We start from the raw sequence: 13,081 nt of genomic DNA, 5'->3' as shown, positions 1-13,081 counted from the left end.
AAGATATTTGACTGCTAAACAACGTAAAAAAACCGCCTTATGAATCAGTTCATAAGGCGGTTTTTTATGGTTCTATTCAGACATTTTTGCATCTCAAAAGCTGTCTTAAATAATTTATGGTAAGACGATATCAACGATTTTCCAATTGATAAGCCCTTCACGTTGCATCTCGATAGTGAGAGGGTAGCCTTTTACCTGACCACTAATACTAAAGCAGTTGATACCGCAGTAGCTCAGCGTTGGCTTCTCGCTGTCATTGCCTTGGGCTACTTGCTGCTCAAGTTCTGCCGCTTGTTTTTTCATGACTTGCTGCATTTGGCTTTTGACCACGGCATCGACATCACCGCGCTGAATGATTAAGCTCTGAATTAGGTTTTTCAAGTCAACTTGATCGCTAGCGATGGCCCATGCTGCGGCTAGCTCTTTGGTTGCTGTATTGGCTTGACCTTGGGTATTAATCACTTTTTCGATATTTTGCGGAGTGATAGCCCCTTCAACTGCCTGCGCGATAAAACCATTCGCGGCTTCGGTCAACGGCTCACCGCCCAACTCAGAAATTAGTGGGTACTTAGTCATTGTCGTCGCAAATTGGCTGGTTAGCTGATTTTGGACGCTTGGTCGCACTTGCTCATAATCAATAGCCGCTGCGATAGTGGCACCGTCTTTATCATCATAAGCGTTTTTGAGCTGATAAGCACTGTAATAAGGCGAACCTGCATACACTGCTACCGCAATGATGATTAATAGAATAACCAGCTTTTTCATAAGACTTGATACCTTGTCGCAATCGTCATCACTATGAGTATAAATGACCGTAGATGTGGCGGTAAATATTAGCACGACTGGGCATCGCTCAGGTACGAAAAGCTTTGCAGTAACCTTAATGAATCGTTTGGCTTTTGCCGCAGCGATGCCAACTGCTAATTTCATCATTTAAGAGCTTGATAAATCAGCAGACCATCTCCATAAATAGCGCAAACTTTTTATAATTGATTTGGCTAAGCAGCCTTCACCGTATTTGTTGGTTAAGTCTAAGCATTATGGTTCTATAGCATGGTGAGTTGTTATGTTTCATGTGAAACGTTATACATATCCATTAGCTAAGAACCACGAATAAGATTAAGACAATTATCAATTGAGCTGATGATTTGACGAACCGGTATGGCTGTAAAGACGATAGGAGAGAGCATGAGTAAGCGCGATTTTTATGAAATATTAGGTGTCAGCAAGACCGCTGACAGCAAAGAAATTAAGCGAGCCTACCGTAAGCTTGCCATGAAATATCATCCAGATCGCAACTCTGATGATCCTGATTCGGAAGACAAATTCAAAGAAGCTTCGATGGCTTATGAAGTATTGAGCGACGAAGAGAAACGTTCAGCCTACGACCGTATGGGCCATGCCGCTTTTGAAAACGGCATGGGTGGCGGTGGCTTCGGCGGCGCAGGTGGCGGTAACTTCCAAGATATCTTTGGTGATATCTTTGGTAACTTCGGTGATATCTTCGGTCAGCAGCGTGGTGGCGGCGGTGGGCGTTCGCGTCGCGGCTCTGACTTGCGTTATGTGATTGAGCTGACATTAGAAGAAGCCGTACGTGGCTGCAAAAAAGAAATCAGTTTCACGGCTCCTGCGCCTTGTGATACCTGTGATGGTAAAGGGGCAAAAAATGCTTCCGATGTTGTTACCTGTCAGACTTGTCATGGCCAAGGTCAAGTACGTATGCAGCAAGGTTTCTTTGCGGTACAGCAAGCTTGTCCTCATTGCGGCGGTACTGGTAAACAGATCAAAAACCCTTGTTCAGACTGTCATGGCAATGGCGTAAAAGACAAATCACGCACCTTAGAAGTCTCTATCCCTGCAGGCGTCGATGATGGTGATCGCGTTCGTCTAGCTGGCGAAGGCGAAGCGGGCGGTGCTGGCGTACAAAACGGCGATCTGTATGTCGAAGTACGCGTCAAACAGCACAATGTATTTACCCGTCAAGGCGCTGACCTATATATGGATGTACCCGTCAGCATTACTGATGCAGCGTTGGGTAAAGAAGTCGAAATCCCAACCTTAGATGGCAAAGTAAAAATCAAAGTGGCAGAAGGTACGCAAAGCGGTAAGTTACTGCGTGTACGTGGCAAAGGTGTAACGCCAGTCCGTACTACCATGAAAGGTGATTTGATTTGCCGTGTGGTTATCGAAACACCAGTGAATCTGACTCGTGAGCAAAAAGACTTGCTACGCCAATTCCAAGACACGCTGGATGACGACAGCAAGCACCAACAGTCGCCACATAAGAAGTCATTCTTCAAAAAAATCGGTGATTTATTCGATTAAGAAATAATCTAATTAAGTAGCTAGTATTAAACTAAGCCCAAAGGTTTCACATGAAACCTTTGGGCTTTTTATTGATGGTATAAAAAGCCATTCATGTGTCGATATTTGCTAAACTTACGATAAATATGGTCAAAAATAGTTTCACCAAATATAAAACATCTAAGGTAAGAGTATGAGCGAACAAGTAAATAATAAATCTATCAACGTTGGGGTAATCGGTGCAGGCGGACGTATGGGTCGTATGCTTATCGAGGCAGTACAGAATAACCCGCAAACTACATTAAAAGCAGCGATTGAGCGTCAAGGCTCTAGCCTAGTCGGTGCTGATGCCGGAGAAGTTGCTGCTATCGGTCATTTAAACGTACAAATCGTTGATGACTTAGCCGCTGTGATTAGTGATATCGATGTGCTGATTGATTTTAGCTTGCCTGACGCTACTGAAAAAAACATGCAAGTTTGTGCTGAGCATAATGTTGCTATGGTCATCGGGACGACAGGATTCAATGAACAGCAAGAACAAGTACTAGCAAAAGCAAGTGAGAAAATCACTATCGTATATGCGGGTAACTATTCGACAGGCGTTAATTTATCATTGAAGCTACTCGGTATGGCTGCCAAAGCGTTTGGTAATGATGCTGATGTAGAAATCATTGAAGCACATCATAAGCATAAAATTGATGCACCTTCTGGTACGGCATATATGATGGCTGAAGCCGTCGCAGAAGCGCGTGGACAAAACCTAAAAGACGTCGCTATTTATGGCCGCGAAGGACAAACTGGCGAGCGCGAATCTGGGACAATTGGTATTCACGCAGTACGTGGTGGCGAAATCGTAGGTGATCATACTGTGATGTTTATCGCAGATGGCGAAGTGGTCGAGATTACCCATCGTGCACGCGCGCGCATGACATTTGCAGCTGGTGCCGTACGTGCCGCAACTTGGGTCGTTGAGCAAGAAGTAGGTCAGTACAATATGCAAGACGTGCTTGGATTAAGTGACTAACGACTATTTATAGTTGACGGTCAAGTTTAGCGTTATGACTGATGGCTCGATGACTTGATAGCAGTAAGGGAGCAGGTATGAATAGTATCAAACGTTATATTAGTCATAGACTGATTGGTGCTACTTGTACCATCAACCTTACGAGCCGTGTATGTCTGTCTGTTGGTGCACTGAGTCTAGCGGTTCTACCAATTACCGTACAAGCTAGCACCTCTCAAACCTATGTTATCCATACTTATGGCGGGGCTAGTTTGTTACCTGCAGTAAGGCAGCTATTAAGTAGTAGCGCAGACGGTGGTACGGTGACTACCTATCAAGATAAATTGGTACTACAAACGACGGCACGCAATTATCAGGCGGTACAGCAATTGTTGTCTCAGATTGACCGTCAGCCACAGGCATTGACGGTCGCCGTACGTGTTGGCAATAGTAGTGGCCTGCAAGGTAATATTCAGCAAGGTCAGGTCATTATTACTAATCGTGGTATCCAAGGTGCAGGGGTTATTAGTCAGCGTAGCAGCCTGCAGCAGAGTAGTAATCTATATCAAGTACAAACATTATCTGGTAGTGCGGCGAGTATCAGCACAGGTACGCTCTACTCGTTAACTCAAACTTATAATGCTAATAACCATCCAACTTATCATCGTTCAGCTAACGATAATTTCAAACCACAGATTGTGATTCAGCAGCAAATACTACTGCCAACGACACAAGGGATTGCCGTCACACCAAGACTACTGCCCAATGGACAGGTGGAAGTACAACTCTCCCAAGTAGAAGAAAGGTTAGTGCAGCCGAATTCACCTTATAATAAAATGAGTTCTGCTGATAATTCTACTGGCAATGCTAGCAATGCTATTCGGGGTCAAAGATTTAACAGTACGATTATCGTGCCACGTGGACAATGGGTGACGATTGGACAAGTTTCACAAAACTCAAGCAGTAGCACCAGCAACGGTAGCCGAACTATTGATAACAATAATAGCGTGCCTATTTCTTTGCGAGTTGACTAGTTACTAAGTCGTTACGCACAAAAAAGCGCGATACGAGTATTAACCGTGCCGCGCTTTTTTGTGAAACAGTGTTAAGTACTAGTCAATATAAATCACTTCGAGCGGTGGGAAACCATTGAACTCTACCGATGAGTAAGAGTTGGTATAAGCACCAGTAGTGAGCCAGTAGATTTTGTCACCAATCTCAAGCTCTTCTGGTAGCTGATAGCCTGCTTCTTCATACATAATATCAGTTGAATCACAGGTTGGGCCTGCCAATACTACGGTGCCTTCACTGGTAGACGTTTCCATCTTAGGCGTATAGACAGGGTACTTGATAGCTTCACCTAGCGTCTCGATTAAGCCTTGGAATAGACCAACGTCGGTATATACCCAACGAGTCAAATCGGTATCAGACTTACGAGAGATCAGTACCACATCACTGACCAAAACGCCTGAACCACCAACCAACGAACGACCCGGCTCCAAAATAATCTCCGGCATCTCATTATCATCATAGTCATCAGTCAGATAGCTGGTAATCTCTTCCGCATAGACTTTGATAGGGTTAACTTCGCTGATGTAATTGGTCGGGAAGCCACCACCCAAATTAATCATTTGCAGCTTGATACCTTCTTCGTTCTTCATCCAGTCAAACATGTATTTAACTTTGGATAATGCATCATCCCATGCAGCGACGTCTTTTTGCTGGCTACCAACGTGGAACGAGATACCATAAGGAACCAAGCCCAGCTCGCGTGCTTGAACCAGTAGGTCGATTGCCATATTAGGATGGCAACCAAACTTACGTGATAATGGCCATTCTGCTGTCTCTGACCCTTGAACTAAGATACGAACAAATATTTTAGAGCCTGGAGCGTGTTTGGCAATGTTTCTTAGATCCGCTTCTGAGTCAGTCGCATATAGATCAATGCCTTTCTCAAAAGCATATTTAACATGTTCAGCTTTTTTGATGGTGTTGCCATATGAGATACGAGATGGCTCAACGCCGCAACCAAGCACACGATCAAGCTCATAAATAGAGGCACAGTCAAAGTTTGAACCAAGGTTTGCCAATAGGTCGATTACTTCCACCGCAGGGCTAGCTTTCATTGCATAATGCAGTTTCGCATTAGGAAACAGGCTTACCATTTCATGGTATTTAGTTTCGATACGACTAAGGTCAACTACTAAGAAAGGCGTCTCGCGACCTTCAGCAGCCTTGGTAAATTTCTGCCAGCTGGCAGGTTCAAAATATTGGTCAATTTTGATCATTGTCATAGTAGTAAACCTTTTGTGGAAACTGTATCGGTTAGAAAAATTATCGCCAAACAGTGAATGCTAAATATTAACACTCACTGTAGACGTAACTATGTGAAGGATAAAGACGAAATAAAAAAGATAAGAATAAAGAGTAGAGCTTTAAGAATTGACAGCTTGTGTCTGTTTTTCTGCTGATTGTGCTTCTTGCTTTTCACGTATTTTGAGAACTTTACGAACTTTATCACGAGCACGAGTCTGTTTAAGACGAGACAAGTAGTCAACGAAGATTACGCCATTTAGGTGATCCATTTCATGCTGAATACAAACAGCAAGCAGTCCTTCAACGACTTCGTCGATGACCTCACCGTTACCGTCTAACGCTTCGATACGGACTTTATTAGGACGTTCGACTTTGTCATAGACATCAGGTACAGATAAGCAGCCTTCTTCATACGGTTGCTTTTCTTCTACCAGTGGCGTGACTTTTGGATTGATAAAAACTCTAGGAGAGCTTTTGTCTTCAGACAAATCCATAACGATAAGCTGAATATGATGATCCACTTGACTGGCTGCAAGCCCGATGCCTTGAGCATCATACATCGTCTCGATCATGTCTGCGATTAAGGTTTTGATTTCAGCAGTCACTTCCTTGACAGGCTTGGCGATAGTACGCAAGCGAGGATCTGGGTAACTTAAGATAGGGAGTAGTGCCATAACGCTCACCTCAATGATAAGGACAAAATAGGATTGATATTATAAGATAAATGGGGACAAAAGTAATGCTTATCAATACTTTCGCAGTCATATGATGCTATATGCAGGTAGAAAGACTAAATTTCGATGATAAATAGCATAAAAAAGCCCTGCTTGACGCAAGGCTTTGTTTATATAGTATTTTAATTATCTAGTAATCATTTATGACCAAGCTATGCATGGCTTATGACTAATTATGCACGGCGTTTGTTTACAATCATTTCATATAGGAATAATAAGATAATTGCACCAATTACTGAGAATATAAGACCAGTGAAACCGCCATCAGCGTTAATACCGATTAGGCCAGCTAGGAAACCACCTAGCATTGCACCAACGATACCCAATACGATAGTCATAATCCAACCCATAGGGTCATTACCTGGTTTGATAGCACGTGCTAATAGACCTGCGACTAAACCTACAATAATCATCCAAATAAAGCTCATGTTATTCTCCTAATATTATTAATATTTATAATGTGTTACAAGTTTTGATAAATCTATTGTAAACACTCCTCGGACGCAAAAGTAAGCATAAAATGTTACTACTGTAGGGGCTATGTGAGGAAAAAGTCTGATTTGCTATCGAGTAAGGGCAATAAGTAAACGAAAGGTTACAAAGGTAGCAGTGGTACTAACAGCGTTTATCAATGTGGTACCTGTAGTGCCGAACTCATATAGTGAAGACATATAAATATTGGAAATAAAAAACGCAGCCATCTATTAGATGAGCTGCGTTTATATAAGAGAAGAGAGTCTGTTGCTTAACTCTAGCTAGGAGCTCTAGCCGTTATGTAATGCGGTTAACAAACGCTGATGAATCCCTTCAAAACCGCCATTTGACATGACCACAATCGCATCACCTGCTTTTGCATGACTGCTGATATGCTCAATAATAGCATCAATGCTTGATAGAACCTGTTGGTTGCCGATAGCGTCGCTAGTAGCCTTAGCTTGTTCGATGACCTCTTTTAAGCCCCATTCCAAACCAGTAGGCTCGTACCATAACGTGTAGTCAGCAAGTGCCGCTGATTGAGCCAAGCTGTCTTGATGAATACCCATTTTCATGGTGTTACTACGCGGCTCAATGATAGCCCAAATGCGTCTATCAGCCAGCTTCTTTTTGGCACCATCTAATGTGGTCGTAATAGCTGTTGGATGATGGGCAAAATCATCAAAGACTAAGATGTCATTGACGTCGCCAATCAGCTCCATCCGGCGCTTGATACCAGCGAAATCTGATAAAGCAGCACAAGAAGTCTCAACACTGACACCAACATCATAGGCAGCAGCTACAGCAACTAATGCATTATTGACGTTATGGATACCGCTCATTGACCAGTTTACAACGGCAGAGGCATCTTCATTAGCGGCAAAACTAACTTTGAACTTACTACCGTCTTCTTGAATCAGCTCAGACTGCCAGTCGCTACTATCTTTTAAAGCACGCGCATTTTCACTCGTATCATCTAAAGTAGAGTCGATGACGGCAGTACGCCAGATAGGTGTCCAAACCCCTTTCGCTAGCGTATCTTCTAAACTAATGGTCGCGGCTGGCATAATGATTTTGCCAGTGCTTGGAATCATGCGCACCATATGGTGGAACTGAGTTTGTATTGCATTGAGATCTGCGAAGATATCTGCATGATCAAACTCAAGGTTATTCAAAATAGCAGTACGCGGACGATAGTGAACGAACTTTGAGCGCTTATCAAAAAACGCAGAGTCGTACTCATCTGCTTCAATCACAAAGTAACCAGATTTATCATTATCGCTTTTATCAGCACCCAAATAGCTGCTGTGCGCAAACACTTGCTGTAAGTGCTCGTCAGTTGTATCAACTAGTGGTACACCGCCAATCAAAAACCCTGCGTCGATACCAGCATAATGTAATATCCACGCAAGCATAGTCGTGGTTGTGGTCTTACCATGCGTACCTGCAACGGCGATTACGTGGCGTGACTGCAATACTTGCTCAGATAAGAACTGCGGACCTGAGGTATAGCGCAAGCCATTATCTAGCATATACTCAATCACATCCATGCCGCGCTTCATCGCGTTCCCAACGACGACTAAGTCTGGCGTTGGTTGCAAATGTTCTACCAGATAGCCTTCTTCTATAGTCACGCCAGCATTTTCGAGTTGAGTGGACATAGGAGGATAGACATTGGCATCTGAACCTGTGACCGTATGCCCAAGCGCACGTGCTAGCAATGCCAGTGAGCCCATAAAAGTACCACAAATACCAAGGATATGAATATGCATAGACGTTCCGTACGCGCTTGAATGAAAAGAATAGAGAGCTGATAAAGTAAAGTGTGAAGTGCCTAGCTGTCATCAGTAAAAATAACCACTCTGATAAACAACGACCAATATATCAGCTGGGCAAACAAGCAATCATTGTAAAGTAAACCCTGTTCGATGACCAATAAAAAACGCCTAACAAGTAGGCGCTATGTAGCTAATGTAATTTGGTCATTTTAGTATGTAGCGATACGCCAACTAACAGTCAGCATGATGACGCTTTTATTTTCGTGATAACGTATAGTCATCCTCTAAATTATCGTGCTCATCGATCCGTATCAAATGATTGTCTTGGATATGGTAGGTCTCGATATTTTTCCCTTCATAGACAATGGTGATTTTATCATTGTCTTGTCGGTAGATACCCGATTCGAGTAGGGGTGTTTTTGGTTTTTCAGGATTATGATAATAACTTGCTTTTAGTACGGAACCATCGGCGAATAAGTTCAATGTAACGTCGATACTGTCGCAATCTGTACAAGAGACCATGCCGCCATAATCGCCCATCAATGTTGCTTGCAGCATACTGCTTTTTGCTTCTGATCGCTCCATAGAGCTGTCTGCATAGGTATCTTTATTTGACTGAGCAGCAGCAATTAATGATTGCCCTTCCACCATTTCGCTTGTCTCATCATCACTCGCTAGCTCAGCACTCTTAGCATTGTCATTTTGCAATGATTGTGAAGCCTCCTGCGACTCAGAACCAGTCGACGCGAACGTAGATACCATGTCTTTATCGGTATTGGACGAGGCACTATCACAGCCTACGAGTAGCACGCATAGTGACGCTACAAGTAACGAAGGACGCCACCGTTTTACGATAGCAAGCGTAGTAGAGCGAACGGGAGCAAAATATATCATGGTCATACCAAAAACAGTTTTTAACAAGTATTTTTCAAGCTCATCTATACTATCGACAACGTAAAGCCATTGTCAAAGAAGGATAATAAGGCATGGGCGCGTAGTAATAATATAAATTAAGAACTTGATAGCATTATCTTATATTCAAAATACAGATAGCTTATGAGTAGAAAGCGACAAATATCTAATGCTTATCCGTTTATAAGGTAAGCTGAGTAAAGATATCAAAGGCTTGAAAATATCTCTGTGGGCTTTTTGTTGTTGGCATTATATCTAAAAGGCATAAGTTGACATTAGCGATACCTGTTGGTATCGCTAATATGGTTTGTAAGGGCGAGTTAATAGTAGATAAAAAAACAGACATTGTATCGAAGATAGCAATGTCTGTTTTAAAAGCAGAAGTAAGAAAGAAACTTAACGTCTTATTGAGTCATACGATCTTAATTAGCAGATTTTACGATACGCATTAATATCAAGACATGTACGATCAGCAGCACACTGAATAGAATCAACGACTGCTCAGGAATACTTAATCCCATAAGCGTCCAATCAACAGAGGCGCATTCGCCAGATCCTGCAAATACTTCTTTGAATACTTGTAGGATAGGGAGGGTATCAAGCCAATAGTTCAGTCCTGGACCACAAGAAGGTACTTGGTCAGCAGGTAAATGTTGCAGCCATACATGGCGTGCTGCTACCGCAGTTGCCCAGCCGATACCTACTAGACTCCCAAGCCATAGCAATAGTCTTATCACTTTAGACTTAGGATTAAACAACGCTGATATCAGGGCAAATCCGCCCATGACGATTAGACCAACACGCTGAAAAATACAGAGTGGGCAAGGTGAAAGCCCTAGATGACGCTGTAGATAAAACAGCGCAAAACTCATGCCTATGATGGCCATTATCACCAAAAATACTTGCAGGTTACGGTAAGTGGTTAGCTGTCGCATTGTGCGGTTACTCTTATGGGTTTATCTATAATAGATGTAGGGTAGCAAATAAAATTAGGCGGTCAGAATTTCATAGTCAGGACTTAGCAATTAATAACTGGGAGTTACAAGCTAGTAATCAAGGCTTAGCGATACTGCTGTAAAAATTCCATAAAGTCTTCTGTTTCAGACTGCTCAATCTCAGCTTGCTGTAAGATAGATTTTTCTGCCAATACTTCGTATTTAGCTTGAGTGTTTGGATTAAGTGTTTGCTGTAGTAAAGACTCGCGATGCTGCTGAGCCAACGTAAAGCCAAGCTGCCATAAGCTGCCTAAGCGTTTACTGTCAGAATTTACTTGTGCAGAGATAGTCGACTCAGAGTGTCCTGCTTTGCCTTGCATCAATGCTACGGCCGCGCGGTAATCGTTACCACCGTAGTGAGCATCAAGCAGTGCAGCAAGCGGCTGCATACGTTCTAGATGCGTGAGCATCCAGCTTTCAAGTGACTGCTCTTGACCATTATTGATAATATGCAAGTCATCACGGCGACCTTCATTGACCACACGCTCAAGATTGATAGCGAGCGTGTCTTCTTCTTCAGGTAGCAAGTCTGGTGAGTCACTGAACAGACAGTACAATGCCATCACTTCTAGGAAGCAAGCACTAGATAGGCGAATACCTACGTCACTATATGGATCAAGATCGATAGCGCGGAACTCGACATAAGCGATACCGCGACGCTCAAGCGCTTCGGTTGGTGTTTCACCGCTCATTGCGATTTGTTTAGGACGAATAGGGCTGTAGTACTCGTTTTCTATTTGTAAAATATGATTATTGATTTGGATCGGGTTACCATCTTCGTCTTCTAGGCCAAGCTTAGCAAAGCTTTCGTGCGGTGTTTGAATGGCGCGGCGTAGACCATCGACATACTCTGGCAGATAGTTGTAACGGATATCAAGTTGCTCTTGCACGCTATTGGTATAGCCAAGCTTGCCCATACGCAGGCTAGTCGCAGCAGGTTTGTAATAGGTCGAATCATTAAGCAATTCTAAATCATGCTCACGCCCTGCCAAGAAACAAGGACATACGCTTGGACTGGCACCCAGCAAATATAAAACAAGGCTGGTCAAACGTTTAAAGTTACGAATCAACCCTAGGTACTTTTCGTTTTTGAACTCTGTCAATGTTTGGCTTTGTGCGGTCGGTGTTTGGGCTTGCCAAGACTCAAACAACGTATCACCAAAAGACAAGTTGTAATGTAGACCAGCAATCGTCTGCATGCGGCGACCATAGCGGATACCAAGGCCACTACGATATAGAGTTTTTAGCTTACCCGTATTAGAGCTACCATAATCAGCTAGTGGGATATCTTCGTCTTTAGAAGACAACATGCAAGGCATCGATAATGGCCACATCAGCTCACCTTCAGGTATGCCCTGATAGACCAATACGTGCAATTGGCGCAGCATATTTAGCGTCTCTTTTGGTGAGGACTTTGGTTCAGTGATGAGCTCAAGCAGGCTTTCTGAGTAATCGGTAGTAATAAAAGGATGGGTAAGCTTTGACCCAAGTTTGGCTGGATGCGGAGTCTGTGCCAAGAAACCATCAGGCTTTACGCGCAGGCCCTCTTTTTCAATACCGCGGAGCATACCCGTTAAGTGTTGGCTATCAAACCAATTAGGGATTTCGAAATTAACAAAGCTACTCGCAAAATTACTCATAATAGTCATCTATTGTTATTTATTATGGCGGATCAAAACACGATAAGCGTTTGTCCATAAAATAGGTAAATGTTAGGTCAATAATTCCGTCAGTTTAGCTCAAAGCTGTCTTGAAAACCACGGACAATTACAAATACGATAAGCTTTAGGCAACGCGATTTGTGAGGATTTTGACCCTATTTTTAATATAAATTCATCTCGAATATAGCGTTATTCTAGCCAGACAGTTTGATAAAAAAAGCATCTACCTGAGAGATAGATGCTTTGTTCATTATGCCTACAAGCCATTTGACATGGTGTTCGCACACTATTGCATTATCTTAATAACTATAGCGCGACCGCGTCTATTTGGCTTATATAGAGAATGACGAACCGCAGCCGCACGTGGTCGTGGCATTTGGATTGGTCACAACAAAACGTGCCCCTTCCAGACCTTCGGTATAGTCAACGGTAGAGCCTTGCAAGTATTGATAGCTTAGCGAATCGACGACTAACGTCACATCACCATTATCAAAATTGGCATCGTCTTCGTTTAGATCGTTGGCAAAGTTAAACCCGTAAGAGAAACCAGAACAACCGCCACCTGTCACATAGACACGTAACATAAGATCGCTATCGCCTTCTTCTTCGCGTAGACGGCGTACTTTTTGCGCCGCACTATCAGTTAGGCTTAATACGGTTGGGTCTACTGGCTGGCTTGAGCTTGGGCTAAATTGGTTGGCTGATTCGTTCATATCTACCTCAGTTGCTAGGATCAAATGCGGTCGTCGTCCTGTTTGGGTTTGCAATAGGGTACTTGCAAATAAAGATACGCACGGCGTTTGATTTAATTGGGTGCTGTCATTATGGCAAAGCTATTGGTGCATTATAAGCTGTTTGTACAATTTCAAAATAGTATTTGTGCCACCACAATGTTTTATTGGCT

At 43.0% G+C, this 13,081-nt stretch carries 13 protein-coding genes; 4 read left to right on the top strand and 9 right to left on the bottom strand.

Annotated features, from left to right (window positions below; genetic code table 11):
* Positions 1–114: 114 nt before the first annotated feature.
* The gene (locus tag ACQKC9_RS08310; protein ID WP_057762251.1) at positions 115–765 is read right to left on the bottom strand and encodes a DUF2939 domain-containing protein; all 651 of its coding nucleotides are present in this window, start codon (positions 763–765) and stop codon (positions 115–117) included.
* 43 nt (positions 766–808) lie between these two features.
* Between ACQKC9_RS08310 and ACQKC9_RS08305 the strand changes: the two genes are divergently transcribed.
* From ACQKC9_RS08305 to ACQKC9_RS08290, 4 genes are all read left to right on the top strand, one after another.
* Positions 809–937: a hypothetical protein gene (locus ACQKC9_RS08305; protein WP_265089150.1), complete on the top strand. Its 129-nt coding sequence runs from the start codon at positions 809–811 to the stop codon at positions 935–937.
* A gap of 251 nt (positions 938–1,188) precedes the next feature.
* The gene (gene dnaJ, locus ACQKC9_RS08300; RefSeq protein WP_057757637.1) at positions 1,189–2,325 is read left to right on the top strand and encodes a molecular chaperone DnaJ; all 1,137 of its coding nucleotides are present in this window, start codon (positions 1,189–1,191) and stop codon (positions 2,323–2,325) included.
* Positions 2,326–2,497: 172 nt separating this feature from the next.
* Positions 2,498–3,328: a 4-hydroxy-tetrahydrodipicolinate reductase gene (dapB, locus tag ACQKC9_RS08295; RefSeq protein WP_427621340.1), complete on the top strand. Its 831-nt coding sequence runs from the start codon at positions 2,498–2,500 to the stop codon at positions 3,326–3,328.
* A gap of 77 nt (positions 3,329–3,405) precedes the next feature.
* Positions 3,406–4,341, top strand: a complete 936-nt coding sequence (locus ACQKC9_RS08290; protein ID WP_427621339.1) for a hypothetical protein — start codon at positions 3,406–3,408, stop codon at positions 4,339–4,341.
* A 78-nt stretch (positions 4,342–4,419) separates the two neighbouring features.
* Here ACQKC9_RS08290 and ACQKC9_RS08285 read toward each other — a convergent pair whose 3' ends face one another.
* The 8 genes from ACQKC9_RS08285 to erpA all read right to left on the bottom strand — a co-directional run bounded on the left by ACQKC9_RS08285 (position 4,420) and on the right by erpA (position 12,890).
* Complete coding sequence (locus tag ACQKC9_RS08285) at positions 4,420–5,595, bottom strand: type III PLP-dependent enzyme (protein WP_427621428.1); 1,176 nt, start codon at positions 5,593–5,595, stop codon at positions 4,420–4,422.
* Between the two features lie 147 nt (positions 5,596–5,742).
* Positions 5,743–6,297: a peptide deformylase gene (def, locus tag ACQKC9_RS08280; RefSeq protein ID WP_057757649.1), complete on the bottom strand. Its 555-nt coding sequence runs from the start codon at positions 6,295–6,297 to the stop codon at positions 5,743–5,745.
* Between the two features lie 233 nt (positions 6,298–6,530).
* A complete protein-coding gene (locus tag ACQKC9_RS08275) occupies positions 6,531–6,785 on the bottom strand; it encodes a GlsB/YeaQ/YmgE family stress response membrane protein (protein ID WP_057757652.1) in 255 nt (84 codons plus the stop codon).
* Between the two features lie 336 nt (positions 6,786–7,121).
* Positions 7,122–8,603, bottom strand: a complete 1,482-nt coding sequence (mpl, locus tag ACQKC9_RS08270) for a UDP-N-acetylmuramate:L-alanyl-gamma-D-glutamyl-meso-diaminopimelate ligase (protein WP_427621338.1) — start codon at positions 8,601–8,603, stop codon at positions 7,122–7,124.
* Between the two features lie 261 nt (positions 8,604–8,864).
* A complete protein-coding gene (locus ACQKC9_RS08265) occupies positions 8,865–9,503 on the bottom strand; it encodes a copper resistance protein NlpE N-terminal domain-containing protein (RefSeq protein ID WP_427621337.1) in 639 nt (212 codons plus the stop codon).
* Between the two features lie 440 nt (positions 9,504–9,943).
* Positions 9,944–10,456 carry a disulfide bond formation protein B gene (locus ACQKC9_RS08260; protein WP_057757661.1) on the bottom strand — a complete coding sequence of 171 codons (513 nt, stop codon included), beginning with the start codon at positions 10,454–10,456 and terminating at the stop codon, positions 9,944–9,946.
* Between the two features lie 125 nt (positions 10,457–10,581).
* Positions 10,582–12,156, bottom strand: a complete 1,575-nt coding sequence (gene gshA / locus ACQKC9_RS08255; RefSeq protein ID WP_427621336.1) for a glutamate--cysteine ligase — start codon at positions 12,154–12,156, stop codon at positions 10,582–10,584.
* Positions 12,157–12,509: 353 nt separating this feature from the next.
* The gene (gene erpA, locus ACQKC9_RS08250) at positions 12,510–12,890 is read right to left on the bottom strand and encodes an iron-sulfur cluster insertion protein ErpA (RefSeq protein ID WP_057757666.1); all 381 of its coding nucleotides are present in this window, start codon (positions 12,888–12,890) and stop codon (positions 12,510–12,512) included.
* Positions 12,891–13,081: the final 191 nt, after the last annotated feature.

The sequence above is a fragment of the Psychrobacter sp. NPDC078409 genome (assembly GCF_050268505.1).
Taxonomy (GTDB): Bacteria; Pseudomonadota; Gammaproteobacteria; order Pseudomonadales; family Moraxellaceae; genus Psychrobacter.
This window is presented reverse-complemented; position numbering and strand designations above follow the sequence as displayed.

What these genes read in the sequence shown, in the direction of transcription:
- ACQKC9_RS08310 (WP_057762251.1), bottom strand. Translation starts at nt 765, where the DNA reads ATGAAAAAGCTGGTTATTCTATTAATCATCATTGCGGTAGCAGTGTAT.
- ACQKC9_RS08305 (WP_265089150.1), top strand. Translation starts at nt 809, where the DNA reads ATGACCGTAGATGTGGCGGTAAATATTAGCACGACTGGGCATCGCTCA.
- dnaJ (WP_057757637.1), top strand. Translation starts at nt 1,189, where the DNA reads ATGAGTAAGCGCGATTTTTATGAAATATTAGGTGTCAGCAAGACCGCT.
- dapB (WP_427621340.1), top strand. Translation starts at nt 2,498, where the DNA reads ATGAGCGAACAAGTAAATAATAAATCTATCAACGTTGGGGTAATCGGT.
- ACQKC9_RS08290 (WP_427621339.1), top strand. Translation starts at nt 3,406, where the DNA reads ATGAATAGTATCAAACGTTATATTAGTCATAGACTGATTGGTGCTACT.
- ACQKC9_RS08285 (WP_427621428.1), bottom strand. Translation starts at nt 5,595, where the DNA reads ATGATCAAAATTGACCAATATTTTGAACCTGCCAGCTGGCAGAAATTT.
- def (WP_057757649.1), bottom strand. Translation starts at nt 6,297, where the DNA reads ATGGCACTACTCCCTATCTTAAGTTACCCAGATCCTCGCTTGCGTACT.
- ACQKC9_RS08275 (WP_057757652.1), bottom strand. Translation starts at nt 6,785, where the DNA reads ATGAGCTTTATTTGGATGATTATTGTAGGTTTAGTCGCAGGTCTATTA.
- mpl (WP_427621338.1), bottom strand. Translation starts at nt 8,603, where the DNA reads ATGCATATTCATATCCTTGGTATTTGTGGTACTTTTATGGGCTCACTG.
- ACQKC9_RS08265 (WP_427621337.1), bottom strand. Translation starts at nt 9,503, where the DNA reads ATGATATATTTTGCTCCCGTTCGCTCTACTACGCTTGCTATCGTAAAA.
- ACQKC9_RS08260 (WP_057757661.1), bottom strand. Translation starts at nt 10,456, where the DNA reads ATGCGACAGCTAACCACTTACCGTAACCTGCAAGTATTTTTGGTGATA.
- gshA (WP_427621336.1), bottom strand. Translation starts at nt 12,156, where the DNA reads ATGAGTAATTTTGCGAGTAGCTTTGTTAATTTCGAAATCCCTAATTGG.
- erpA (WP_057757666.1), bottom strand. Translation starts at nt 12,890, where the DNA reads ATGAACGAATCAGCCAACCAATTTAGCCCAAGCTCAAGCCAGCCAGTA.